The organism is Populibacterium corticicola, assembly GCF_042683685.1.
Taxonomy (GTDB): Bacteria; Actinomycetota; Actinomycetes; order Actinomycetales; family Cellulomonadaceae; genus Timonella; species Timonella corticicola.
On sequence record NZ_JBHUOP010000004.1, the window covers coordinates 498,649 to 523,527 of the forward strand.

The following is a 24,879-nucleotide window of genomic DNA, read 5'->3' on the forward strand; positions in this document are numbered from 1 at the left end:
AAAGCCAACCGATCAACATTTCCAGCGGAGAACCTCTTGATTCATCTCACGCCCGAACAGCGTGTGTTCGTCACCGAACGTCACCTTGCAACCTTGAGCACCCTGCGCGCAAACGGCACGGTGCACGTCGTACCGGTTGCATTTACCTGGGATCATGAGCGGGGAGTGGCACGTGTGACCACTAATCGATCATCGGTGAAGGCAAGGAATGCCCGCGGCCACGGGGATACTCCAGCCCGTGGTTCCATCTGCCAGGTTGAGGGGGGACGCTGGATCACGCTTGAGGGCGAGTTGCGTGTGCTTGACGATGGGGAATCGGTGCGTGACGCGGAGCGCCGTTACGCCGTGCGGTATCGCGAACTCGAAGAGAACCCGGAGCGAATCGTGCTTGAACTCGCTGTGGACAGGGTGATGAGTTCGGCCTACATGTCCCGTGGCTGATTGCCTGAGTTGTGTGACGAATCAGTTGCGCGAATCAGCCGACAGTGACCGCGTATTCGCCGCTCGGAGTCGATAGGGTTACCGTGTCGCCTTTGGCGAGTTGGCGTCCACGTCGGGTTTCGACCTCCCCGTTGACCGACACCTCGCCTTCGGCGATGAGTTCACGGGCCTCGGCACCGTTTTCCACGAGGTCTGCGAGTTTGAGGAACTGACCGAGACGGATCATGTCGTCTCGAATGACTACTGTATTCACGTGGCTAATCTTCTCATGTCCGCGTGCCCTCACGCGTGCCGGGAACGCGCAGTGCGCGTGGGGATATCAACGTGAGAGCGCAGATCTGATCGGAGATGACATAAGGTGAGCGCCCCAGTGACATCGGCCACCAACAGGCCACAGACTTTACTTGGGGTCGTGGGTCGGTCCTTCTATCCACTGGCGATGCTGGGACGACTACCCTTCGCGATGACCGTCGTCGGCGTGTTCACGCTTGTTGTCACAGTGACGGGATCGTACACGTATGCGGGCCTCACCTCAGCGACAGTCGGTGTTGGCACGGCACTGTGCGGGCCGCTGCTTGGGATTGCTGCGGACAGATTTGGCCAGCGAATCGTTCTGCTCGCGTCCACGGGTGTGCATTCCCTCGCGCTTGTCGTACTCACGTTTGCGACCTACCGGCAAACTCACATCGCGACGTTGGTTGCGCTCGCATTCGTGATCGGGGCGAGTGCGCCGCAGTTGGCAGCGATGTCTCGAGCCCGGCTGATGACCATCATCAACGACAGACTGCCTTCGCAGACACGGCTGCGTACGCTTGGCCGGGCGATGTCCGTTGAGTCGATGGCCGACGAACTGGTGTTTGTGTTCGGTCCCGTCGCGGTTGGTCTGCTTGCGCCAACGGTTGGGGCGTGGGCGCCGCTCATCGTGGCCGCAGGGATCACGGCCGTATGCGTGACGAGCTTCGCCCTACACCACACGGCGAGTGTCGTCGCACCGCAAAGGGCAAAGGACAAGGCCATAGGCGAGCGGGAGAGGGTGCTCACCCCGCGCATCATCGTGCTGATCGTTGCGATGTTCGCAACCGGTTCGTTCTTTGGCTCGATGTACACCTCGTTGACATCATTCATGGATGATCGGGGATTTGCGCAGTCCACGGGAGTCGTCTACGCCGCAATGGGGCTGGGATCTGCTGTGTTCGCGCTCGCGGTGGTACTTTTCCCGGCAGGTTTTACCCTCGCGGCGCGCCTCACGTCCTTTGCCGTGCTTGCGTTCCTTGCTTCGCTCATGGTCCCGTTTGTGTCCGAGATCTGGCAGATCAGTGTCGTCCTGATTGTTATCGGGGTGGGGCTTGGTCCGGTTCTGGTCACGATTTTCTCGCTAGGGTCCCAGCGGGCGCCCGATGGGCGCTCTGCAACGGTCATGACTGCGCTCTCAAGTGCGGTTGTGGTGGGACAGTCGCTATTGACCGCCGCGATGGGGCGTGCCGTGGATGAGTTCGGGACGGCTCCGGTGTTGTGGGCACCCTGTATTGCGCTCGCGGTGCTGTTGGGTGCGGCACTGTGGAACGTTGTGCTTACCCGCGCCGAGCAGCGGTAGTTTTCCGCTCGGGCGGCAAAAGTTGCTGATTGGCGACGCTTCCCGCAGGAAACCTGTGGCTTGCGTGACAGCGTGGATGAGTTATTTTTCGGCGTGATCTGCTCTTTTTACTGGTTTTGGGAATGGGTTACCTGTCTTGACGGGTAAAACGAATGACCGTTTCGTGTGGATTGGGTCATACACTATAACCGTGATGAAACAACTAGATCTTCGTGGAAAGAATCTGTCTGCACGAGAGCTGATCGAGGCTCTTCCGCGCGCTGACGTTAGCGTTGACGATGCCGCGACATTGGTCGCCCCGATCATTGATGGTGTGCGCGAGCACGGCGCCGCACATTTGCGTGAACTCTCCGCGAAGTTCGATGGTGTCACCCCCACACACCTGCGGGTTCCTGCTCAGGCTTTTGACGAGGCGCTCGAGACTCTGGACCCGCTGGTGCGCTCTGCGCTTGAGGAAGCCATCGTTCGGGTACGAACCGTGCACGCGGCGCAGCGTCCGCAGGACTTCTCGGTTGAACTGGCGGACGGTGCCGTTGTGCGCCAACGCTGGGTTCCGGTGCAGCGTGTTGGTCTGTATGTTCCAGGCGGCTTGGCCGTTTACCCGTCATCGGTTGTCATGAACGTGGTGGCGGCACAGGAGGCCGGGGTTCCCCAACTTGCCGTGACCACTCCGCCGCAGAAGGAGAATGGTGGACTGCCACACCCCACGATTCTCGCTGCCTGCAAGTTGCTTGGGGTGGATGAGGTGTACGCGGTTGGTGGTGCACAGGCGATCGCGATGCTCGCATACGGTGCACGCGGATCCGAACCCCAAGATGGGGAGTGGCTGTGCGAACCTGTCAACGTCATCACGGGTCCCGGAAACGTGTTTGTGGCAGCGGCAAAGAGACTCGTTCAAGGTGTTGTCGGTATCGACGCGGAGGCAGGTCCAACTGAGATTGCGATCCTCGCCGATGACACGGCTCAGGTAGATCACGTCGTTGCGGATCTGATCAGTCAGGCTGAGCACGATCCAAATGCTGGTTCGGTATTGGTGACCCCGAGTGTTGAACTTGCACAAGCCGTGGCGCAGCGGGTCACGGAGGTTTACGGTAAGACCAAGCACTCGGAGCGTGTCGCCGTGGCCTTGAGCGGCCCACAATCGGCCATCGTGCTCGTTGATGATCTTGAACAGGGTTTGCAGGTGGTGGACGCCTATGGTGCGGAACACCTTGAGATCCAGACCGAGGATGCGGGTGATTGGGCCAACCGTGTCTCCAATGCGGGTGCCATCTTTGTTGGACCATATTCGCCGGTGTCACTTGGCGACTATATGGCAGGCTCAAACCACGTTCTGCCCACGGGAGGATGTGCGGCTTTTGCGTCGGGTCTCGGCGTGCACTCCTTCGTAAAGGCAGTTCAAGTGATTGAATACTCCAAGGACGCACTACACGAGTTGTCGTCCCGAATTATCGCTTTGTCGAATGCCGAAGACCTACCGGCTCACGGTGAAGCGGTTGCAGCCCGGTTCACCGACTGAAGCTTTGAAACATCGGCCAGCACACAGATCGAGCACACACCTATGAATCCTGAATACGTTCGACACAAGCCCGGAACTCGCGTTACCGCAACGATGGTTGCGAAGCACGCGGGAGTTTCCGTGGCCACGGTTTCCCTGGTCGTCAACGACAAGTTCCGCGGTCGGGTGTCTCCGGCCAATGTGGCCAAGGTGCGCGAATCCATCGCGGAACTCGGTTACGTGGTTGACCGTGTGGCTAGTTCGCTATCAAAGGGTTCGAGCGACCTCATCATCCTGATCGCCCCAGATATTTCCAACCCGTACTTTGCCGGTGTTATCGCGGGTATCAAAGAGGTCTTGGCGGATCGCTATCAGTTGCTGTTGTCAGTCACTGATGGGGGAGAACTACCTCGCGCGCAGGAGATCAAAGCGTCGCTGGAGTTCCGGCCGTCAGCGCTGCTCATCTTCGCCCCGAACGAGTCCTTCGTGCTCGATGTTCGTGGCCATGCGCCAATGGTGCTCATTGACGCACCGGGGATGGAACATGTCGCGCCAACCATCAACATAGGTATTGACTCGAGTGCGCATCTGCTGCGTAATCACCTGATGGAACTGGGTCACCGTTCCTTCGGTTATCTCGACTCGGTGACCGGTTCTCGGACGTTCACGCTTCGCCGCGAAGCTCTCATGGGTGAGCTCATTGCGTCTGGTGGGCGTGAGCCGAGTCCAACTGACGTGCAATCGGTTGTCGAGGTCGATGCGGCCTGCCAGGCGTTCCTAACTGCCTGGCCGCAGTGGGATGCGGAGGGCGTCACCTGTGTCATCTGTGCTACCGACATCCAAGCCTATGGGGTGATCAAGGGAGCACGTGAACTGGGTTTGCGGATCCCCGAGGATCTGTCCGTCGCCTCTTTTGACAATCTGAGCTACTCCTCGATCTCGTCCCCGGCTCTGACGTCAGTCGAGTTGCCGTCTATTGATCTTGGTCGCGCTGCGGCGACGCATGCGCTTGCGCTGATCGAGGGTGACGAGGTAGCCGTCACGCACCAGGTGTTCGCCGGCGAACTGTATGTGCGAGAGTCAACGGGAAGGCCGTCGCGCTGATACTCGAACCACCCTTACGTTTCATGTTGGCCAACCTGCAACGGTGGGTATCCATGCATTTTGTGAGGGGCCGGCAATCGCCGGAAGTTCGGTCTAGTATTGCGCAAGCACAAACGGGTAGACCTGTGCGGCACCCGCCTGGCGCAGCAGACGTGCGGCAACGGTGAGGGTCCACCCGGAATCGGTGTAGTCGTCAATCAACAGAACGGATCTACCCGGAAGCCCTGCGCGTGCTGCGGGAGAGAGTTCAAGGTCAAGCCTGCCCGCAACCGATGCCAGGCGCATCGCGGAGTTCACGTCGTGGCGGTCGGGTTCCTGCCCTTGTACTGGCCCGATCGAGCCGATGTAGGGCAGTTTCAGGTAGGAGGCGAGTCCTGAGGCAAGATGTTCCACGAGTTGAGGTCGGGTCAGGGATCGAACGCTGACAACACCCTCGCAGTTTCCAAGCTCTGGCCAGGAAGCCAAAACCTGAGCGGCAGCCGTACGCAACCGTATCGGGGTTTCACCATCTGGCGTGCGTGGACTCAACAGATCACGCAGGTCATTGGACCAGCCAAGTCCATCGATACGGGCTATTGCGCGGCCTTCCTCAGCTAGTTCGTCGGGGCTGAGCCTTCCCGCAAGTTGAACGCCGAGGGCAGCCATGTTGGTGGGCCACATCTTGCGGGGCGTAATCTCGATTCCCGGAGTCGCGGCTGCTGCCGTGGTGGTGGCGAGAGACGCCTCGCTGACCTGCGCGGGAAGCGCGATGCCGCCGCAGTTGTCGCAGCGTCCACACCTAAAATCGGCGCGCAAGTCTGGATCGTCGAGACAGGAACGCAAGAATGCAACGCGGCACTGTCCGGTTGATGCGTACTGCAGCATGGCGTTTTGCTCGGCGACTCTGGCAGCCTCAACCCGGCGATAGCGTTCGCCGTCGTAGGTCCACTGTTGCCTTGTCGCGACCCAGCCGCCCTTGACCCGTTTGACAGCGCCGTCGACGTCCAGCACCTTGAGCATCATTTCGAGGCGTGAGCGCTTCAGATCGACTCGTGATTCCAGTTGCGGAATGCTGATCGGCCCGTGTCCGTGAGTCTGCGCTGCCTCGAGCAGCGAGATGACCTCACGTACCTGCTGTTCGGAGGGGAAAGCGAGGGAACCGAAATAGTCCCAGATCGCCCGGTCCTCGCTTCCGGGCAGTAGGACGGCGGATGCCCGTGCAACTCCACGCCCCGCACGACCAACCTGCTGGTAGTAGGCGATGGGTGAGCTTGGTGCACCGAGGTGGATGACGAATGTGAGATCGGGTTTATCGAAGCCCATGCCGAGTGCCGAGGTCGCAATGAGCGCTTTGACCTCATTGTCCTTCAACTGTTGCTCGAGTACCGCACGTTCATCGGGATCGGTGCGCCCGGTGTAGGCGGCGACATCGAGGCCGGCGGACCTGAGCTGTTCAGTGACCTCATGCGCCGCGGATACGGTCATGCAGTACACGATGCCTGAGCCAGACAAGTGATTCAGCGCATCGACAATCCACGCGACACGTTGCGTGGTATCGGGCAGCGATATCACGGCAAGATGCAGGGATTCGCGGTCAAGCCCGCCTCGTAGCACCGTGACATCCGTGAGTGAGCCACCCGAGGTGGACAACTGCTCGGCAATATCCAGTGACACACGCTCGTTGGCCGTGGCGGTTGTCGCAAGCACCGGAATTCCCGGACGTAGTTCCGCAAGCAGCGTGCGAATGCGACGGTAGTCGGGGCGGAAGTCGTGTCCCCAGTCCGAAATGCAGTGTGCCTCATCAACCACCACGAGGCCCGCATCATGCGCCAGCCGTGGCAGTACCTGATCCCGGAAATCCGGGTTGTTGAGCCGCTCGGGGGAACACAGCAGAACGTCCACCTCGCCGCTGCGAATCTGTCCCTGAATCTCATCCCACTGCGTCACGTTCGCAGAGTTGATGGTGACCGCGCGAATTCCGGCGCGCTCGGCGGCAGAGATCTGGTCACGCATGAGCGCCAGCAGCGGAGAGATGATGACCGTCGGTCCGTGTCCCTGGGAGCGAAGTAGTGCGGTTGCCACAAAATATACGGCAGACTTACCCCACCCAGTACGCTGCACAACGAGTGCGCGTGAATGATCCATCACGAGTGCCTTGATCGCGAGCCACTGGTCCTCGCGGAGTTTTGCATCGGCGCGTCCCACCAGTTTGACCAGGTGTGCCTCGGCCTGCATGCGCACCTCGTCGGCGCTCGCTGAGAGGCTTGCGATCGCGGGTTCGGGGAACCCGCCTATTGGCGACGAGTTGGGTGCCGCCCGCGTTTCGCCGCGCGATGGCTGAGCGTCCGGGTAGGGTTCATCGAAGTACGACGGTTCATCTGCGTAAAAGTCGGGCTCCTCCGGTAATGGAACATCATCGTTCCATGTGGGGTTGGTGCTGGAAGGTGCCGACCCGACCGACGGCGCTGGAAGCGGCGTGTCAGACGAATGTGAAGACTCGTCGGAAAGCTGCGGCACAACCGACGCAGCCGACAACTGGCGGTTGGGCACTTCCGGGGGGTCGTCGGCAATCGCAGGCTCCGACGCCGACCCCGCAGACTCGATGAGCGAACCACCTGAACCAAGATCGAGTGGGGTGTCGTCGGCTGCAAGCCCCTCGACATCGAAGTCATCGTCATCGAGTTCCTCAGGCGACCTAGACGACTCTTCGTCCTGTGGCAACGGTGGAGAAAGCGGCGGAACCGGCTGCGAGGAACCCAACGGGCCAATATCCAGATCCGCCTCTGGGTTTGCGGACTCGGCAAGTACGCGAGCATCGACGTTGGAAACACCCCATTCGGGAACATCTCCCGCGAGTCTCGCGAGTCGCTCACGGGCACCAGCCGGGATCTTCGACAAATCTGGCATCACGCCAAAACGCTTGGGTCCCTTGGCCGCAACCGGACCCAAAACAGGCTGGTCCCCATGCTGCGACTGCGATTCGGTTTCTTCAATGCCACTCATACCTCAAGCCTATGTGTTTGAACTGTCACGTCCTCGCATATCCACATGCGAGGTCGACTACACATTGTGTGATCTGGGGACAATGCCCCACACCGGACCTGTCATGGAGAGCGTGCCACACAGCGGACGCCCACACACGGCGATACAAAACACCACTAGAATAGACCCGTGAAAACCCAAGAAACCGGTGCGGAACGAGCCACGACTGGCCGCAGCCCGCAGGCGCGTAACGGCATTCGCGGCGATCAGCCCTACGGCGCACCCCAATTGGATGTGCCCTACCAGCTCAATACCAACGAAAACCCATACGCCCCCTCCGACACGGTCATCGCCACCATCGCGGCTGACGTGGCCAGCGCCGCAACAACGCTGAACCGCTACCCGGACCGCGACTTCACCGCACTGCGCCATGACCTCGCCGACTTCTTGCGTTCAGAGTCATCAGTGGCGCTCGATCCGGCCCAGATCTGGGCCGCAAACGGTTCAAACGAGGTCATGCTCCACATCCTCCAAGCCTTCGGAGGCCCTGGACGCACGGCACTCGCATTCACGCCCGCATACGCGATGTACAGCGAATACGCTCGCGACACGCTCACCGAGTGGACCACGATCGCACGCAGAGACGACTTCACGATCGACCTCGACGCGGCAGCCACGCAACTACCGGAACTGGCACCAGCGGTCATCTTCCTCACCAGTCCGAACAATCCCACCGGAACCGCACTCGCACCGGGCGAACTGCGCGCAATCCTGGACATCGCCCGTGACCTCGATATTGACGGTGGACCAGCGCTTGTGGTGGTGGACGAGGCCTACGCTGAGTTCCGGCGTGAAGGCACTCCATCCGCGCTCGAACTCCTCGCCGACTACCCGAACCTGATTGTCACCCGCACGATGTCGAAGGCATTCGCGCTTGCGGGTGGGCGCCTCGGATATCTCGCGGCTTCGCGGGAAATCGTGGACACACTGCGTATCGTGCGGCTGCCGTATCATTTGTCGAGTATCACCCAGGCAGTCGCGCGAGCGGCCCTCAAACACCGCGACGAACTCCTGTCTCAGGTAGCAGCATTACGTGCCGAACGCGATGCCCTCGTCACCTGGTTGCGTGGGTTGACCGTGAATGGTGAGCCGATGACCGTTGCGCAGTCCGACGCAAACTTCGTGTTCTTTGGCAAATTCGAAGACCGCCACGCAGTATGGCAAGGTTTATTGGACCAGGGTGTCCTCATCCGGGAGAGCGGCCCCGAAGGTTGGCTGCGCGTCACGGTGGGGAACAGGGAAGAGATGACCGCGTTTAAGAACGCACTAGTCAAGGAGTTGGGTCTGTGAGCGAAACCGCCGCACCACGCACCGCGCGCATCGAACGCGTGACATCCGAGTCAACCGTGCTCGTCGAACTCAATCTCGATGGAACCGGTAAGACTGACATCTCCACGACGGTGCCGTTCTATGACCACATGCTCACCGCTCTTGGCAAGCACTCACTCATCGACCTGACCGTGAAGGCGACCGGTGACGTGCACATCGATGCCCACCACACGGTTGAGGACACGGCTATCGTCATCGGCGAATGCCTGCGTATCGCTCTTGGCAACAAGGCGGGGATCGGTCGCTTCGGCGATGCACTCGTGCCGCTGGATGAAGCACTGGCACAGGCTGTCGTTGACGTGTCTGGACGTCCTTACTGTGTCCACGAAGGCGAGCCAGCCGGTCAGGAATACCACCTTATCGGTGGACACTTCACTGGCTCCCTGACCCGTCACGTACTCGAGTCGATCGCCCACCACGCAGGTATCTGCATCCACATGCGTGTGCTCGCAGGCCGCGATCCACACCACATCGTGGAGGCTCAGTTCAAGGCTCTCGCCCGTGCACTTCGGTTCGCGGTGGCGCCGGACCCACGCGTGCAGGGAATCCCATCGACCAAGGGCGCACTGTGACCCAAGAAAACCCCGCAACCCAGGAAAACCCGGCGGCACCGGTCTCAGTGCTTCTCACACAGGTGGCAACGGCGCAGGCACTTGCCGCGACCTGCGCCCTGTACAAGATCAAGGCAACTGCGGTTCCATCGCCAATCGGTGCGTACGCGGTGGCGCACTCGGACAACCCAACGCACGTGACCTTCATGGCTCGACAGTTGACCTCACTCGTCAAAGAGGTTCCAGCCATTCTCATCACCTTTCATGACGGCCAGATGAAGGCTGTGCAGTGGGAAGCCGGTGAGGAGGTAGGTCCACTTTCGCCAGCGATCGTTCTTGATGGCGCGCCGCACGAACTTGAAAACGTACTGTTCGGCTCCATCAGCCCTGCTGACGTCGACGGCGCGGTTGACTCGACCAAGCTCTCCCGGTTCAAGGCCATGCGCACGCTTGCTGCCGTTGCGAAGGCCTACAAGGCTAAGGCGGAGAAGTGACCGATATCTGTGTCCTTGACTACGGATTCGGTAACGTCCGCTCCGCAGTCCGTGCACTTGAGCATGTCGGTGCCACCGTCACCCTGACCGCTGACTACGACCTAGCGATGAATGCGGATGGACTCGTTGTGCCAGGCGTGGGTGCCTTCTCCGCTGTCATGGACGGGCTGAAGGCCGTGAACGGTCCACGCATCATCGAGCGCCGCCTCGCAGGCGGTCGTCCAGTTCTGGGTATCTGCGTGGGAATGCAGGTCATGTTTGACGCCGGAAACGAACATGGCGCGCATACCGAAGGCCTGGCCCAGTGGCCAGGTACCGTGGACCTGCTTGACGCTCCCGTTGTGCCGCACATGGGCTGGAACACGATAGAGGCACCAGAAAACACGGTGCTGTTCGATGGACTCGAAAACGAACGTTTCTACTTCGTGCACTCGTATGCCGCGCAGACCTTCACTCTTGGGCAAGACGACCCGGAAGACTGGGCTCTGCGGGCACCACTGGTGACTTGGTCAACCCACTCCACCCGTTTCGTTGCAGCGGTCGAGAACGGCGCTCTGAGCGCGACCCAGTTCCACCCAGAGAAGTCCGCGGATGCTGGTGCCCAGATGCTGAAGAACTGGATCAACTCCTTCTAACAGAGCCCTCACACCGGCAAGAGAACCTAAAGAGCATGCTGTGCCTGGCGCAGACCCTCGAACCTGAGTCGATAAGGAAGAATGATGGCAAAGCGCCTCGAACTACTGCCAGCTGTTGATGTAGTGAACGGTGAGGCAGTGCGCCTCGTCCAAGGCGAAGCGGGATCGGAAACCTCCTATGGGGATCCGTTGACCGCAGCTTTGGAATGGCAGGCAGGGGGAGCGGAATGGTTGCACCTTGTAGATCTTGACGCCGCATTTGGGCGCGGATCAAACGCCGAACAACTGGCGCAGGTTGTTGACGCCCTCGATATCAAGGTTGAGTTGACCGGTGGCATCCGTGACGACGAGTCCCTCGCTCGCGCGCTGAGCACCGGCTGCGTCCGGGTGAACCTCGGCACGGCAGCAATCGAGAACCCTGAGTGGACCGCACGTGTCATCGCGGAGTATGGAGACAAGATCGCGGTTGGGCTGGATGTGCGCGGAACCACCCTCGCGGCTCGTGGCTGGACCAAGGAGGGCGGCGATCTGTGGGAAGTGCTCGACCGGCTGAATGAGGCGGGATGCTCACGCTATGTGGTCACCGATGTCACCAAGGACGGCACGCTTCAGGGGCCAAACCTGGACCTGCTGCGTGATGTGTGTGCGCGCACTGACGCTCCCGTGGTCGCCTCGGGCGGTATCTCGAACCTCGAGGACATCCGTGCACTGAGCGAACTGGTGCCATGTGGTCTCGAAGGGGCAATTATCGGTAAGGCGCTCTACAACGGTGCATTCACGCTGTCACAGGCGCTCGATATCGCTGGCCGACCATGAGCGGTAAGGCGCTACCTCCAGGTTCCGCATTCGCTGGAGATGACGGCTCGGCGGATCCAGAACTCGCCGACCTGCTCCTCGGCCACTCGATGAAGGCAACGAGCCTTGAACGCGTTGTGGCTCGTCTCGCGCAAGTGCGAGTACTCGTACCTGTGCTTGCCTCCCTTGACAAAGAGGATCACACCGAGGACGGGCACAGGTTCGACAAGGAGGCCTCCGCGGGGATCGTCGCGCTCCAAGCGCCAGATGGGCGTAAAGCGCTCCCTGTCTTCACATCCGTAGCAGCAATGGCCGCTTGGCGACAGGATGCACGCCCAGTTCCTGTTGATGCCGTGCGCGCCGCGCTCAGCGCCGTCAGCGAAGACTGGGCACTCCTCGTGGTGGACCCCGGTAGCCCACATACCGCACTGATTCCACGACCGGCTGTATGGGCGATCGCTCAGCAGCAACCGTGGGTTCCTGCCGTGTCCAACGGGTCCGTGGACCCTGAGATTGACGCGGAAGTCAGATCAGCACTAGGCGATATCGAAGAGGTCGTGCGTGCAAGTGCACAGCCCGGACGCACCGCAGAGGTTGCGGTAGCGCTCGCGATCAATCCCGGTTTGAACCGTATCGAGCTCAACAGCGTTCTCGCGCGAGTCAACCAGGCGCTCGGCGCTAGTACGTTGATCTCCGCTCGGGTGGACTCTCTCGAACTGCGCGTTGGCCGAGCATGACTTTCAACCCGTCGTGGTGGGTGTGACTACGCTGTTCACACACCGTCAGGTATCGAATAGCGTGCAAACTAACGTGAGGCATGCGCACAGGAGACGTTCTCCTGCGCGGTAAATCCCTCGTCGTCGGCCGCGAGTATCTTCTTCAATGTCGAGACGGGGATGATGTAGGAGGCTCCCGAAGTGTTCTTGGCGTAGACCACGCCGATGAGACGACCCTCAGAGTCGAGAACAGCGCTGCCAGAGGAGCCGTGCTCAACCTCGGCATCGGAGTAGATGACCTCGCCAAGATTTTGGTTGATGGGGTCATTCGTATATCTGATGACAGTCCCCGATGTCACGGTGAGTTCGCCACCGTTGGGATACCCAACCACCGTAATCGGTTCACCCTCTTCGGGATCCTCGTCTGCCAGCACCGGGTAGGCGTCTAGATCCTCAGTCGTTCGCACAAGGGCAAGGTCTGCAAGCGGTGCGAGCGACGAGTTCGTCACTGACACATCCCGACCGTCATAGGTGTTGAGTTGAAGGAGAGTCGTTCCCTCGACTACGTGTTTGTTGGTGATGAGTGTGCGTGAATCGAGTGCGAAGCCGGTTCCCCGAGTGACACCCGTGCAACTGACGTTTCGAACCCGTACGGCCATACGTTGGGCCTCGCTGAAACCGTATGAACTCAGGTTTCCTTGAACAGCCTCCTCCGCTGAGACCGTGACCGTGGGGACATAGGAGTCAGGAATGGGTGGCGGGAAGTCCGGCACAACACCGCAGCCACTCAAAACAAGTGCGACCACCAAGACAGTCGGTCCCGTGGCTTTCCGACTCACCCTCACTCGCGCAGGCTCTCTACTAGGTTGTTGTGGCGCTCAACTGCAGCATCGCACACCTCGTTCATGGAGTCTTCCAAACCGCTCAGAGCATCTCGAGCGCTGCGTACCCGTGCCCGAGTTTCCGTCAACTCCTCGGCGTCCTGCTGTTCAGGGTCAATCGAGGTGAGGGTCAGCAGATCGCCCTGTGCCGATACGTAATCGGCCAGATATCCGGTGTATTCCCCCTGCATCTCAAGGCAACGGCCCAGTTCTCGAGAGATCGCAAGCGACTCCTGAGCCAGAGCGGCCGTGTCCTGAGCCTGAATACGCTGCAACTCGCGGTCATCGCCCACGAGTGCCTTTTCCTTGGCCAACTCACTGATCCGCTGTTGGGCCGTCGACAACTGGCTGCGAGTTGCCTTCAACGACTCCTGCGCGGCATCCAACTCGGCCTGAGTCGTCGCAAGTTCTCGGCCAATCTGGAAATTGGTCGAATGGGTTTCATTTCCAAAATCTGACCAACGGTTTGCAAGATAGCCGAGATACGCGCACGCCACGACTGCCAGACCAAGGAGAATGGCGAGAACCTTCGAACTCGTTGACACCCTCGAGTCAGGGGCAGCCTTGTGCTGGCGGGCAGCAGCCCGCTCCGAGCCGACCGATTTCTCTGCGTGAGCGGACGCTGGCACCGCAGTGTCGTCGGCAATAGTGCTGTCCTCAACAGTGCCTTCAGCGTGTGCCAGAGCTGGCACAGGGACATCGAGGTCGTTGACCACAGCGTCATCGGTGTGGTGTGCACGCGAAGAAACCCGACGCGGCGAGTTAGAACCATCGCCGGACGGTGGAATGGACGGGGGAGTGGGAGTGGTCAACTCACGCCGCCGGTGAACTTCTCACCCGGACCCTCACCCGGCGCATCAGGAATGACGCTGGCCTCACGGAACGCGAGTTGCAGTGAACGCAGACCATCGCGCAGCGACCGTGCATGCTGGTTACCAATATCAGGGGCGGACGTCACGATCAATGCGGCCAGAGCATTGATGAGTTTGCGGGCCTCATCAAGATCCATCAACTGCGAGGCGTCCTCGGTATCAGCCAGACCGCACTTCACTGCAGCCGCGCTCATCAGGTGCACTGCGGCCGTCACGATCACCTCGACGGCTGCCACCTCGGAGATATCGCGCAGGGCCTCCTGCGCGGCGCTGTCGGCATAGGAGAAGGACACAGGTGCTTGCGTCGAAGAGGATTCGAAAGTGCTCATAGAGCCATTCTTTCAAATAAACGCAACCAACACGTCATCCTTTCGGCGGAAGAATAAACCATGTCGACCACACTTTAGGACAGAACCGCAGGTGGCAGACGAAAAATCGCGGACATCCAAGAGACGAAGGGAGGGTGAGATCCAAAGGATCTCACCCCTCCTCGTCGCTAAAGGCTACTTGCCGACAGATTCACGGAGCTTCGCACCGAGCGAGGCATCCACGTTGGTCCAGTACTGGAAGAAACGTTCACGGATCTCTTCAACGGTGATCGAGTTACCCTGACCGGTCAGAGTCTCGAGGAACCGTCCGCGAGCGGCGTCATCGAAAACCTCGCGGTACAGGGTTCCAGCCTGACCGAAATCGGAGTCCTCAGCGCGCAACGTGTAGGCCGCACGCAAGAGTTCGCCGTCAGTCTCCCAGTTGACCTCACCGGCACGTGCCTCGTCAGCCTCTGGGTAACCTGAGTGGTTGGTGTTGTGCACAGGTACTTCGTAGTCGTTGAAGTGGTAGCGCATGTTGCCCTCGTGCTGATAATTGAAGACCTCAGCGGCATGTGGCTGGTTCACTGGCAACTGGTTGTAGTTGGCGCCGATGCGGTAACGCTGAGCGTCTGGATACGCGAATACGCGACCCATGAGCATCTTGTCTGGCGAGATGCCGGTTCCAGGGACCAGGTTCGAAGGTGAGAACGCGGCCTGTTCGATCTCCGCGAAGAAGTTGCGCGGGTTCCGGTTGAGGGTGAGTTCGCCGACCTTGACCAGTGGATAGTCAGCGTGCGGCCATACCTTGGTCAGGTCGAATGGATTGAAACGGTAGGTCTTCGCATCCTCGAACGGCATGACCTGAACGTTCAGATCCCAGACAGGAGCGTCTCCACGGTCGATCGCCTCGAACAGATCGCGGCGGTAGAAGTCAGCGTCCGCACCGGCGATACGCTGGGCTTCATCATTCGACAGGTGAGCCAGACCCTGGCGGGAGATGAAGTGGTATTTGACCCAGAACTTCTCGCCAGCCGCGTTCTCCCACGAGTAGGTGTGCGAGCCGTAGCCGTTCATGTGGCGCCAGGTAGTCGGCAAACCACGGTCACCCATCAGATAGGTCACCTGGTGAGCCGATTCAGGGGAACGGGTCCAAAAGTCCCACTGCATGTCTGCGTCGCGTAGCCCCTTGCCGTTGCGCTTCTGCGAGTGGATGAAGTCTGGGAACTTGATCGCATCGCGGATGAAGAACACAGGGGTGTTGTTACCCACGATGTCGAGGTTTCCCTCGGTCGTGTAGAAGCGCACAGCAAAACCGCGTACGTCACGCCACGTGTCAGGCGAACCCTGTTCACCGGCCACGGAGGAGAAGCGAATAAGGGTCTCGGACGCAGCGCCCTTCTGGAAGGCGGCAGCCTTGGTGTATCGCGAAACATCCTCGGTGATAACAAGTTCACCGAATGCTCCACCACCCTTGGCGTGTGGGTTGCGCTCCGGCACGCGCTCGCGGTTGAACGACGCAAGCTTTTCCACGAGGAAGCGGTCATGCAGTGCGGTGACGCCGTCAGGTCCAGTGGTCAAAGAGTGCTGTGAGCTCGCGATTGGCGAGCCATTTTGGGCGGTGGTGTAGTTCTGCGAAGTCATGTGTCTCCTTGGCATTAGGTGGCAGGCGGTGGGGGCCGCCTGCCGGTGCGAGTGAAAGGGCCGAAAGGCCATTCCGCCACATTCTTGGATGTCGGTTTTACTAGACTTCCGACGATTCGGTTGCCTTCTCTGCGTTCGCGCAATCGCGGCACGTTCCCCAGTAGGTGACCTCTGCGGTGGCTACCGTGAAATCAAAGGCCTGGGACGGGGTGAGGCAGGGCGCATGTCCGACCGCGCAGTCCACGTCTTCAATGCGTCCGCATCCCGTGCAGATGAGGTGGTGGTGGTTGTCGCCCACGCGCAGTTCGTACCGTGCGGGGTGACCGGCAGGTTCGATCTCATTGACGAGACCCGAGGCGGTCAATGCGTGAAGGGCATCGTAGACCGCTTGAACCGAGGCTGTTCCGAGCTTCTCGCGGACCGCATTGAGGATGTGATCTGCTCCCGTGTGAGGAGCGTGCGCGAGAACCTCGAGTGTTGCCATGCGAATGGCCGTGACGCGCAGCCCTTTGGACCGGAGCAGTTCGTCAGGCGCTGTTGTGTGCATGTCCATAACCATACACCTCTTTTCTGGAATGATTCAAGAAAAAGAACGTTTCTGTTGAAAGATTTATTCTGACTGTTTGTGCTGATGTGTCGGGGTTGATTTGAGTCGGACCCTGTATTGCTGGCTGAGGGTTGTGCTTCGCTGGCACTCTCGCTTCGCGAGACTGGTTTTCCCTACTTTGCTGGCGGCCTTTGCGGCTCAGATCACACGGATTGACCGGCGGTGGCTGCCGCGGGTTGTGATAGATTGGATCACTGACCGACCTGCTAGGGCCGAAAGGTTCCTTCAGCGGGTATGCAAGTGGAGACATCCCACCTGAGTTTCGCCGCCAACATCATTCGATGAAAGCGTTGCTGAGACCGGGTCCAACTGGTCCGCCTCATCTTTGAGGAATTTACTGACATGTTGTCAGTGTATTCGGTATCAACGATACCGTCGGACTTGTATGCCTCCGCTCTGCTTAGAGATGGGGGCATTTCTCGTTTCTAAGGTCTACAACCGAAATTTTGAGGAGCATCAAATCAGCGAGCCGCGCATCAACGATCGAATCCGCGTTCCCGAGGTTCGACTCGTCGGACCATCAGGGGAACAGGTCGGTGTTGTCCGCCTTGAGGTTGCACTGGGCTTGGCCCAGGAAGCCGACCTCGACCTCGTTGAGGTCGCACCGGATGCACGCCCACCAGTGTGCAAGCTTATGGACTACGGCAAGTTCAAGTACGAGTCAGACATGAAGGCTCGCGAAGCTCGCCGAAACCAGGCAAACACGGTGCTCAAGGAAATCCGTTTCCGCCTGAAGATTGATGACCACGACTACCAGACCAAGAAGGGCCATGTGGAGCGCTTCCTGTCCGCTGGTGACAAGGTCAAGGTCATGATCATGTTCCGTGGACGTGAGCAGTCCCGTCCAGAAATGGGCATCCGGCTGCTCCAGCGTCTTGCTGAGGACGTTTCGGAACTCGGTTTCATCGAGTCCGCTCCGAAGCAGGACGGCCGCAACATGATCATGGTCCTCGGTCCGGTCAAGAAGAAGGCCGAGGCGAAGAGCGAGCAGCGTCGTCGCCGCGAGGACGGTAAGCCATCGCGTGAAGAACGCAAGGCCGAGCGTCAAGAGGCTCCTGCTCCAGCACAGGCGACAAAGCCAGAGATCGACGTCGAAGAGGTCGAGTCCTCCGGTTACCCAGCCACTCGCAAGAAGACTTCCGCGAAGCCCACTCCAGCGAGTGAGTGAGCGACACCGCAACGTTGATTTCATCAATGTAGCTGTAGTCCACACCGACTACAGTCCGATTCATGTCTCAACCCGATAGGGGAAGGGACCGAAAGCAAGGAGAACGGCAGCCATGCCGAAGAACAAGACGCACTCCGGCGCTAAGAAGCGTTTCCGTATCACGGGTAGTGGCAAGGTTATGCGTGAGCAGGCGAACAAGCGTCACCTTCTCGAGCACAAGTCGAGCACCCGCACTCGCCGCCTGTCGGCTGACCTCGAGGTAAGCCCAGCAGACGTCAAGAAGGTCAAGAAGCTTCTCGGCAAGTGACCCTCCCAGTTGCCCTCAGCAACTGAAGATCATTTCAGAACTTTTACACAAAGGAGATTCACGTGGCACGCGTGAAGCGGGCGGTCAACGCCCAGAAGAAGCGCCGTACGACTCTTGAGCTCGCATCCGGCTACCGTGGTCAGCGTTCCCGCCTTTACCGCAAGGCGAAGGAACAGGTAACCCACTCATTCGTTTACAACTACCGCGACCGTAAGAAGCGTAAGGGCGACTTCCGCAAGCTGTGGATTCAGCGCATCAACGCTGCAGCCCGCGCAGAGGGCCTGACGTACAACCGCTTCATCCAGGGCCTCAAGGCTGCTGGCGTTGAGGTAGACCGTCGTGTTCTTGCTGAACTCGCTGTCAACGACGTGGCAACCTTCAACACCCTCGTGGGAGTTGCAAAGAACGCTCTGCCAGCGGACGTCAACGCTCCTAAGGAAGCTGCCTGACCCGCTCGTGGCGAAAGATTCCCGCGTGTTCCCATTGATGGAACACGCGGGAATTTTGTTTGAAAGGAACTAAAGGCGATGCTCGAGAACCCGCGAAGTGACCGCGTCAAGCACGTGCGTGCGCTACACGCGCGCAGTGCCCGCAAGCGGCACGGACAGTATCTCGTAGAAGGGCCCCAGGGGGTGCGAGAAGCAGTCCGCTACGCACCTGACGATATCCGGGACATCTACGCGACCACCGAGACGATGGAACGCTACCCAGACATCTTCGAGGACGCTGCTGAAGCTCGCCTATGGGTCCACCAGGCATCACCTGATGTGATCTCGGCGATGAGCGGTGACGCACAGGGTGTCATCGCGGTGTTACATCGTAAGGACCGCACGCTCGCGGACGTTGATCTCTCCAGCGCGCGTAACGTTGCCGTTCTATGCTGCGTACGTGACCCTGGAAACGCGGGCACCGTCATTCGCGCAGCCGATGCCGCGGGTGCCGACCTGGTGATTCTCAGTGACGAGAGCGTCGACATCTTTAACCCAAAGGTCGTGCGCTCCACAGCGGGCTCGATGTTTCATCTCCCCGTCATCAGCGGCGTTGCCGTTGAAGAGATCGCAGCAGGACTGCGAACAGTCGGTATCCAGATCTTCGCCGCCACCGGCAGCGGCGCCTATGACCTCGATGATCTACTCGACAGCGTAGGCCCCACACGCAATGGTGCGGTGGCAGATAAATCGACGCCAGATGCTGCCGCGCCGACCGCATGGTTCTTTGGCAACGAGGCCCAAGGACTCTCCCAGGTTGAACTGAGTCTTGCGGATTACTCCGTGCGGGTTCCGCTACGTGGCAGAGCCGAATCCCTGAACGTGGCGACAGCCGCAACGGTATGTCTCTATGCAACATCGAGGGCGCAGCGTTAGGGTATTCGTTAGCGCAGATCATCGTGCAGGTTTTGATTGTTCGGAGCGGGAAATCATCGTGCTCTTATCCAAGCTGAGGTAGACATGTCGAAAAGCAACCTGTCCGCAGGCCTGAAGGTCCGCCACCTGACCATGATGGGCCTTGGTTCAGCGGTTGGTGCGGGTCTCTTTGTCGGTGCGGGACAGTCCATCGCCACTGCTGGTCCTGGAGTCCTTGTCTCGTACGCCCTTGCTGGACTCGTGGTTGTTTCCGTGATGTTCATGCTTGGCGAGATGGCGAGTGCCAAGCCTTCCTCAGGAGCGTTCTCCACCTATGCCGAAGAGGGCGTGGGGAAGTGGGCAGGATTTGCGGTTGGCTGGATCTACTGGTTCATGCTCATCATGGTGCTGGGCGTGGAAATCCTCGCGGCAACCTCCATCATGGCCACGTGGACTCCCGTACCGCAGCCAGTGATCGCACTCGTGCTCATCGCGCTGTTCGCCGCGGTGAACCTGATTGGCGTTCGACAGTTCGGCGAGATGGAGTTCTGGTTTGCGGCCATAAAGGTAGCGGCCATCATTGCGTTCCTTGTGATCGGAGCGTTGGCGCTGATCGGTGTTCTGAATGCACCAGAGGGAGCCGGACTGTCCCGACTGTTCAACGGTGAGGGCGGCTTTTTCCCAACCGGTGCATCCGGGGTGGCAGCCGGTCTGCTGGCCGTGATGTTCGCTTTTGGAGGCATCGAGATCATCACGATCGCGGCTGCTGAAGCCACCAACCCACAGGATTCCATCAGCCGCGCAACGTTCTCGATCATCGGTCGGATCCTGTTCTTCTACCTGGGATCGGTATTCATCATCCTGACCGTGCTGTCCTGGAATGATCCCGCCATCGCGGACAAAGGCGCTTTTGTGGCAGTTCTCGAAGCCATCAATGTGCCGGGCGCGGCCAAGGTCATGGAAGTGATCATCGTCATCGCGCTCCTCTCCGCCTTCAACGCTCAGATCTATGGCACCTCCCGTATGGCCTATTCGTTGTCTGAGCGCGGCGAGGGCAACAGGGTGCTCCTCGCGGTCTCGAAGAACGGGGTCCCTTACGTTGCGGTGCTCGTTTCCGTGTTCTTCGCGGTCCTTGCAGTGATCTTGCACATGGTTGAAGGTGAGATGGCAGGAATCCTTCTGGACGCTGTCGGTGCATCGCTGTTGATCATTTGGTTCTTCATCGCGTTTTCGCAGATCCGACTACGGCCAAAGTACGAGGAACAGGGATTGCTTCGCCTGCGCACCTGGGCGCACCCGTGGCTTGGAATCGGCACGATGATGGCTATCGCTGCTTTCGGGATACTCATGCTGTTCAACGAGACCGGTCGCCGTAACCTGCTGCTGGCCCTCGTGATCTTCATTGTCATCGTGGGGATCTACGTCATCAAACAGGCAACGTCACGCCGTGACCGTGTGGACGCTTCAGCCTAGCGGCACCCATAAGGCATTAGAATGGACGATGGCCAAATCTAGCCTCGTTTGTAACGCCCTGAAAGGCACCTATGTCAACGCCTGAAACTGAAGAGAACGTAGCGTCGTTTTCCCCGCTCGATGAAGCTGCCGTGTCGGGAGCGCTTGAATCCGCTCTCGCCGCAGTAATCGCGGCAACGACCCTTGACGAACTCAAAGCCGTGCGCATTGCACACAGCGGCGACAAAAGTCCGCTTGCACTTGCGAACCGTGAAATCGGAAAACTGGAGCCCCAGGACAAAGCGAAGGCCGGCAAGCTCCTTGGACCGGTTCGAGGCAAGATCAACAAGGCGATCGCGGATCGTCAAGTGGTTCTTGAGGCTGAGCGTGATGAGCGCGCTCTGGTCGAGGAGGCTGTGGACGTCACGCTTCCGGTCAATCGGCGTTTCATAGGTTCCCGCCACCCACTGCAGTCTCTCCAAGAGAAGGTTCAGGACTTCTTCGTCTCAATGGGCTGGGAGATCGCGGAGGGACCTGAGATCGAAGCCGAATGGTTCAACTTTGACGCCTTGAACTTTGGGCCAGACCACCCGGCGCGTCAGATGCAGGACACGTTCTTCGTGCAGGGCATGCAGGACGAGTCAGGTGAAGGGGACTCGGGTCTGGTGCTGCGCACCCACACCTCCCCGGTGCAGGCACGAGCAATGCTTGAACGCGATCTGCCACTATATATCGCGTGCCCGGGAAAGACCTTCCGTACCGACGAACTGGATGCAACGCACACCCCTGTGTTCCACCAGGTTGAGGGCCTCGCGGTAGATAAGGGTCTCACCATGGCACATCTGCTGGGCACGCTCGACCATTTTGCCAGGGCGATGTTCGGTCCCGAAGCCAAGACTCGTATCCGCCCGTCGTTCTTCCCATTCACCGAGCCATCGGCCGAGATGGACCTGTGGTTCCCACAGAAGAAGGGTGGGCCAGGCTGGATCGAATGGGGTGGCTGCGGCATGGTCAACCCCAACGTTCTTAAGGCTGCGGGCATCGACCCCGATGAATACACGGGATTCGCGTTCGGAATGGGCCTTGAGCGCACTCTGATGCTGCGCCATGGCATCACCGACATGCACGACATCATTGAGGGAGACGTTCGCTTCTCCTCACAATTCGGAATGGACATCTGATGCCAAACATCGCACTTCCTTGGCTTGCTGAACACGTCGAGGTTCCGAGTGATCTGACCGCGGAAAGGCTGGCTGCGGCTCTGGTAAAGGTTGGGCTTGAAGAGGAAACGATTCACTCGTCCGGCGTAACCGGACCACTCGTTGTCGGCCGCGTGGTCTCGCTTGAAAAGGAGCCACAAAAGAACGGCAAGGTCATCAACTGGTGTCAGGTTGATGTTGGCCAGCACAACGTTCTTGACGGTGACGGTGCCCCAACGATCCCGCGCGGCATCATCTGTGGTGCGCAGAACTTCGTTGAGGGTGACTATATTGTGGCCGCATTGCCGGGCGCTGTATTGCCTGGTCCATTCCCCATCTCTTCGCGTAAGACCTATGGACACATCTCGGACGGAATGATCTGTTCGCAGCGGGAACTTGGCCTCGGTGATGACCACGCGGGAATCATCGTGCTGACCTCGATCGGTTTTGAGTCCGCAGAACTCAGCCCCGGTCAGGACGCGCTGGAACTTCTCGGTCTGAATGAGGAGATACTCGAAATCAACGTGACTCCGGACCGTGGCTACTGCTTCTCCATGCGCGGTGTCGCCCGCGAGTTTGCGCATTCAACCGGTGCCCGGTTCACCGACCCGGGACTGCGCAACGATCTGCCGGCACCAACCGCGGATGGATTTGCTGTCCTTGTTGAGGACGAGAGCCCAATTCATGGCAAGGTCGGGTGCGACCGCTTTGTCACTCGGATCGTGCGGGGCATCGATGCCTCGGCGCCAGCACCACGATGGATGCAAAAGCGCCTCGAACAGGCAGGTATGCGTCCCATCTCGCTTGCGGTTGACGTGACCAACTACGTCATGCTTGATCTCGGACAACCGCTTCACGCATACGATCTGGCTACTCTGGCTGCTCCCATCGTGGTGCGGCGTGCCCGTACGGGTGAGAAACTCACCACTCTTGACGATGTGACGCGCAGCCTTGACGAGCAGGACCTGCTCATCACCGACTCACCAGCCGGTGAACGCGGTTCGCGCGTGCTGGGACTCGCCGGCGTGATGGGCGGCGCTGAGACTGAGGTGTCGGGGTCGACCACAGACGTTCTCATTGAGGCTGCTCACTTTGAGCAGATATCCATTGCTCGCACTGCCCGTCGGCACAAACTGCCAAGTGAGGCTGCCAAGCGTTTTGAACGCGGGGTTGACCCACAACTGCCAGCCGTTGCCGCGCAGCGTGTTGTCGATCTGCTCGTCCAGTACGGTGGCGGCACTGCGGATAGTGCTGTCTTCGACGTGAACGAAACGGCTTCGGCTCCCGCTATCAAGTTCTCGCTGCGTGACCCTGAACGTCTGTGCGGCGTTGCATACACCGACGAGCAGGTTGTTGGGGTGCTCGAGCAGATAGGTTGCCAGGTAAACCCGGTACCCAACTCCTCGATTGTGGACGTTGTTCCGCCATCATGGCGACCGGACTTGACTGGTGCTGCTGAGCTCGTCGAGGAGGTGGCGCGTCTGGTCGGTTACGATCAGATTCCGTCGATTCTCCCGGTCGCCCCTGCTGGTGGTGGGTTGACTGCCGCTCAAAAAGCACGGCGCACGGTGTCTCGGGCTCTGGCTGAGGCGGGTTACACCGAGGTCTTGACCTATCCATTTGTGAGTCAGGCGCACTATGACGAACTAGGGCTTCCAGAAGACGACGAGCGTCGCGTGAGTCTTGCGCTACGCAATCCGCTTGCAGGGGATCGTCCACTGATACGGACGAACCTTCTGGTTACGCTGTTGGACGCCGCACGCCGTAACGTTGCACGTGGAAACTCCGATGTCGCGCTGTTTGAACAGTCGCTCGTGACTCGCCCAACAAAAGACCTACCGGTAGCCCCGCAGCTACCCCCAGCGATCAAACCATCGGATGAGGAACTTGCCGCCCTGCATGCGGGAGTTCCTGCTCAACCACGTCACGTGGCGGGTGTCATCGCCGGAGCGGCAACCCCGTCGGGCTGGTGGGGTAATGGGCGTGCGGCCGACTGGACCGACGCGTTTGCTGCGGTTGATCTGATTGCCCAGCGCGTTGGCGTATCTGTGCGACGTGTTGCGGACAACGCCCAGGCTCCGTTCCATCCGGGACGCTGCGCGCGCTTTGAGACCGAAAACGGTGTTGTGCTCGGCTACGCGGGCGAACTGCACCCGCGCGTCATTGAAGCGTTCTCATTGCCTGCCCGCGCCGTCGCCTTCGAGATTGACTTGGACGCATTCGTTGCAGCCCAGCCAGAAGACCCGTACCAAGCGCGGGAGGTTTCAACCTACCCCCTTGCGAAGGAAGACATCGCTTTGGTCGTTGACATGGATGTTTCTGCTCAGGAACTGCGCGAGGCCGTCATCGAGGGTGCAGGAGACGCTCTTGAGTCTCTCGAACTCTTTGACGTGTTCCATGGAGAGCAGGTCGGCGAGGGCAAGAAGTCGCTTGCATTCGCGTTGCGTTTGAGGGCCTCGGACCGTACGCTCACCGCGGAAGACACTGCGGCAATCCGTGAATCGGCAGTGAAGGTAGCGGCAACGCGGTTTGGTGCGGTGCTGCGCGCCTGATAGTCGGGGCTGGACAAAAACGCAAAGGTCCGCAACCCAACCGGGTTGCGGACCTTCATGTTTGTCGTGGACGGGTTCTCCTAAGCCTGATCGGTCGGAATATCGGGACCCTGGACGACACACTCCACGAATGGTGGCAGGAACGAGTAGGAGACCTCGGCAGAGACGTCTGGGTGCTCGTTCAGCGCCTCGCAAGGCTGCGCGCGGTTGTTGTGATAGATCGCGGCCATGCATATACATGCAATCAGGGTCGATATGCCCCACAGGATGAAAGTTGACTTTCTGCGCGGTGAGTCGTTCCCAGCAGTGTAGGGATTGTAGCCGGATGGCGGGATTGACAATGTGTTTCCTTTATCTGAATCGCAGTT

At 59.7% G+C, this 24,879-nt stretch carries 25 protein-coding genes; 17 read left to right on the plus strand and 8 right to left on the minus strand.

Annotated elements, in window-relative coordinates:
• Nucleotides 1-36: 36 nt before the first annotated feature.
• Nucleotides 37-441: a pyridoxamine 5'-phosphate oxidase family protein gene (locus tag ACFSYH_RS11715; protein ID WP_377467145.1), complete on the plus strand. Its 405-nt coding sequence runs from the start codon at nucleotides 37-39 to the stop codon at nucleotides 439-441.
• A 34-nt stretch (nucleotides 442-475) separates the two neighbouring features.
• Here ACFSYH_RS11715 and ACFSYH_RS11720 read toward each other — a convergent pair whose 3' ends face one another.
• Nucleotides 476-694, minus strand: coding sequence for an RNA-binding S4 domain-containing protein (locus ACFSYH_RS11720; protein ID WP_377467146.1), 219 nt, complete (start codon nucleotides 692-694; stop codon nucleotides 476-478).
• Between the two features lie 117 nt (nucleotides 695-811).
• Here ACFSYH_RS11720 and ACFSYH_RS11725 point away from each other — a divergent pair, with 117 nt between their 5' ends.
• The 3 genes from ACFSYH_RS11725 (at nucleotide 812) to ACFSYH_RS11735 (ending at nucleotide 4,637) form a co-directional block, all read left to right on the plus strand.
• Nucleotides 812-2,035 (plus strand): MFS transporter, encoded by a 1,224-nt coding sequence (locus tag ACFSYH_RS11725; RefSeq protein ID WP_377467147.1) that lies wholly within the window; start codon nucleotides 812-814, stop codon nucleotides 2,033-2,035.
• A gap of 193 nt (nucleotides 2,036-2,228) precedes the next feature.
• Nucleotides 2,229-3,554 (plus strand): histidinol dehydrogenase, encoded by a 1,326-nt coding sequence (hisD, locus tag ACFSYH_RS11730; protein WP_377467149.1) that lies wholly within the window; start codon nucleotides 2,229-2,231, stop codon nucleotides 3,552-3,554.
• A 42-nt stretch (nucleotides 3,555-3,596) separates the two neighbouring features.
• Complete coding sequence (locus ACFSYH_RS11735; RefSeq protein ID WP_377467150.1) at nucleotides 3,597-4,637, plus strand: LacI family DNA-binding transcriptional regulator; 1,041 nt, start codon at nucleotides 3,597-3,599, stop codon at nucleotides 4,635-4,637.
• A gap of 93 nt (nucleotides 4,638-4,730) precedes the next feature.
• Here the strand turns inward: ACFSYH_RS11735 and ACFSYH_RS11740 are convergent, their stop codons facing one another.
• The gene (locus ACFSYH_RS11740; protein ID WP_377467151.1) at nucleotides 4,731-7,619 is read right to left on the minus strand and encodes a RecQ family ATP-dependent DNA helicase; all 2,889 of its coding nucleotides are present in this window, start codon (nucleotides 7,617-7,619) and stop codon (nucleotides 4,731-4,733) included.
• A gap of 168 nt (nucleotides 7,620-7,787) precedes the next feature.
• Between ACFSYH_RS11740 and ACFSYH_RS11745 the strand changes: the two genes are divergently transcribed.
• From ACFSYH_RS11745 to ACFSYH_RS11770, 6 genes are all read left to right on the plus strand, one after another.
• Complete coding sequence (locus tag ACFSYH_RS11745; RefSeq protein WP_377467152.1) at nucleotides 7,788-8,948, plus strand: histidinol-phosphate transaminase; 1,161 nt, start codon at nucleotides 7,788-7,790, stop codon at nucleotides 8,946-8,948.
• Nucleotides 8,945-9,559: an imidazoleglycerol-phosphate dehydratase HisB gene (gene hisB, locus ACFSYH_RS11750; protein WP_377467153.1), complete on the plus strand. Its 615-nt coding sequence runs from the start codon at nucleotides 8,945-8,947 to the stop codon at nucleotides 9,557-9,559. The genes ACFSYH_RS11745 and hisB overlap by 4 nt, the downstream gene beginning before the upstream one ends.
• On the plus strand, nucleotides 9,556-10,032 hold the full coding sequence (locus ACFSYH_RS11755; RefSeq protein ID WP_377467154.1) for a hypothetical protein: 477 nt from the start codon (nucleotides 9,556-9,558) through the stop codon (nucleotides 10,030-10,032). Before hisB ends, ACFSYH_RS11755 begins: the two co-directional genes overlap by 4 nt.
• Nucleotides 10,029-10,667, plus strand: coding sequence for an imidazole glycerol phosphate synthase subunit HisH (gene hisH / locus ACFSYH_RS11760; protein ID WP_377467155.1), 639 nt, complete (start codon nucleotides 10,029-10,031; stop codon nucleotides 10,665-10,667). Before ACFSYH_RS11755 ends, hisH begins: the two co-directional genes overlap by 4 nt.
• Before the next feature lie 84 nt (nucleotides 10,668-10,751).
• On the plus strand, nucleotides 10,752-11,483 hold the full coding sequence (gene priA / locus ACFSYH_RS11765) for a bifunctional 1-(5-phosphoribosyl)-5-((5-phosphoribosylamino)methylideneamino)imidazole-4-carboxamide isomerase/phosphoribosylanthranilate isomerase PriA (RefSeq protein ID WP_377467156.1): 732 nt from the start codon (nucleotides 10,752-10,754) through the stop codon (nucleotides 11,481-11,483).
• Entirely contained in the window at nucleotides 11,480-12,199 is a 720-nt protein-coding gene (locus ACFSYH_RS11770) for an SseB family protein (RefSeq protein ID WP_377467157.1), read from the plus strand. Before priA ends, ACFSYH_RS11770 begins: the two co-directional genes overlap by 4 nt.
• Nucleotides 12,200-12,267: 68 nt before the next feature.
• Here the strand turns inward: ACFSYH_RS11770 and ACFSYH_RS11775 are convergent, their stop codons facing one another.
• The 5 genes from ACFSYH_RS11775 to ACFSYH_RS11795 form a co-directional block, all read right to left on the minus strand.
• Nucleotides 12,268-12,984, minus strand: a complete 717-nt coding sequence (locus ACFSYH_RS11775) for a S1 family peptidase (RefSeq protein WP_377467158.1) — start codon at nucleotides 12,982-12,984, stop codon at nucleotides 12,268-12,270.
• 35 nt (nucleotides 12,985-13,019) lie between these two features.
• Nucleotides 13,020-13,871, minus strand: a complete 852-nt coding sequence (locus ACFSYH_RS11780) for a hypothetical protein (RefSeq protein WP_377467159.1) — start codon at nucleotides 13,869-13,871, stop codon at nucleotides 13,020-13,022.
• On the minus strand, nucleotides 13,868-14,260 hold the full coding sequence (locus tag ACFSYH_RS11785; RefSeq protein WP_377467160.1) for a DUF1844 domain-containing protein: 393 nt from the start codon (nucleotides 14,258-14,260) through the stop codon (nucleotides 13,868-13,870). The genes ACFSYH_RS11780 and ACFSYH_RS11785 overlap by 4 nt, the downstream gene beginning before the upstream one ends.
• Nucleotides 14,261-14,434: 174 nt before the next feature.
• Nucleotides 14,435-15,883 carry a catalase gene (locus tag ACFSYH_RS11790; RefSeq protein ID WP_377467161.1) on the minus strand — a complete coding sequence of 483 codons (1,449 nt, stop codon included), beginning with the start codon at nucleotides 15,881-15,883 and terminating at the stop codon, nucleotides 14,435-14,437.
• 100 nt (nucleotides 15,884-15,983) lie between these two features.
• Entirely contained in the window at nucleotides 15,984-16,436 is a 453-nt protein-coding gene (locus ACFSYH_RS11795; RefSeq protein WP_377467162.1) for a Fur family transcriptional regulator, read from the minus strand.
• Between the two features lie 439 nt (nucleotides 16,437-16,875).
• Here ACFSYH_RS11795 and infC point away from each other — a divergent pair, with 439 nt between their 5' ends.
• The 7 genes from infC (at nucleotide 16,876) to pheT (ending at nucleotide 24,511) form a co-directional block, all read left to right on the plus strand.
• A complete protein-coding gene (infC, locus tag ACFSYH_RS11800; RefSeq protein WP_377467163.1) occupies nucleotides 16,876-17,658 on the plus strand; it encodes a translation initiation factor IF-3 in 783 nt (260 codons plus the stop codon).
• A 112-nt stretch (nucleotides 17,659-17,770) separates the two neighbouring features.
• Nucleotides 17,771-17,965 (plus strand): 50S ribosomal protein L35, encoded by a 195-nt coding sequence (gene rpmI, locus ACFSYH_RS11805; protein WP_377467164.1) that lies wholly within the window; start codon nucleotides 17,771-17,773, stop codon nucleotides 17,963-17,965.
• 62 nt (nucleotides 17,966-18,027) lie between these two features.
• Nucleotides 18,028-18,414, plus strand: a complete 387-nt coding sequence (rplT, locus tag ACFSYH_RS11810; protein WP_377467165.1) for a 50S ribosomal protein L20 — start codon at nucleotides 18,028-18,030, stop codon at nucleotides 18,412-18,414.
• 78 nt (nucleotides 18,415-18,492) lie between these two features.
• Nucleotides 18,493-19,329, plus strand: a complete 837-nt coding sequence (locus tag ACFSYH_RS11815) for a TrmH family RNA methyltransferase (RefSeq protein ID WP_377467166.1) — start codon at nucleotides 18,493-18,495, stop codon at nucleotides 19,327-19,329.
• A gap of 84 nt (nucleotides 19,330-19,413) precedes the next feature.
• Nucleotides 19,414-20,781: an amino acid permease gene (locus tag ACFSYH_RS11820; RefSeq protein WP_377467167.1), complete on the plus strand. Its 1,368-nt coding sequence runs from the start codon at nucleotides 19,414-19,416 to the stop codon at nucleotides 20,779-20,781.
• Nucleotides 20,782-20,852: 71 nt separating this feature from the next.
• Nucleotides 20,853-21,941: a phenylalanine--tRNA ligase subunit alpha gene (gene pheS, locus ACFSYH_RS11825; RefSeq protein WP_377467168.1), complete on the plus strand. Its 1,089-nt coding sequence runs from the start codon at nucleotides 20,853-20,855 to the stop codon at nucleotides 21,939-21,941.
• Nucleotides 21,941-24,511, plus strand: coding sequence for a phenylalanine--tRNA ligase subunit beta (gene pheT, locus ACFSYH_RS11830; protein ID WP_377467169.1), 2,571 nt, complete (start codon nucleotides 21,941-21,943; stop codon nucleotides 24,509-24,511). Before pheS ends, pheT begins: the two co-directional genes overlap by 1 nt.
• 80 nt (nucleotides 24,512-24,591) lie before the next feature.
• On the opposite strand, the gene ACFSYH_RS11835 is transcribed toward pheT, so the two are convergent.
• Nucleotides 24,592-24,852, minus strand: a complete 261-nt coding sequence (locus ACFSYH_RS11835; RefSeq protein WP_377467170.1) for a hypothetical protein — start codon at nucleotides 24,850-24,852, stop codon at nucleotides 24,592-24,594.
• Nucleotides 24,853-24,879 lie beyond the last annotated feature (27 nt).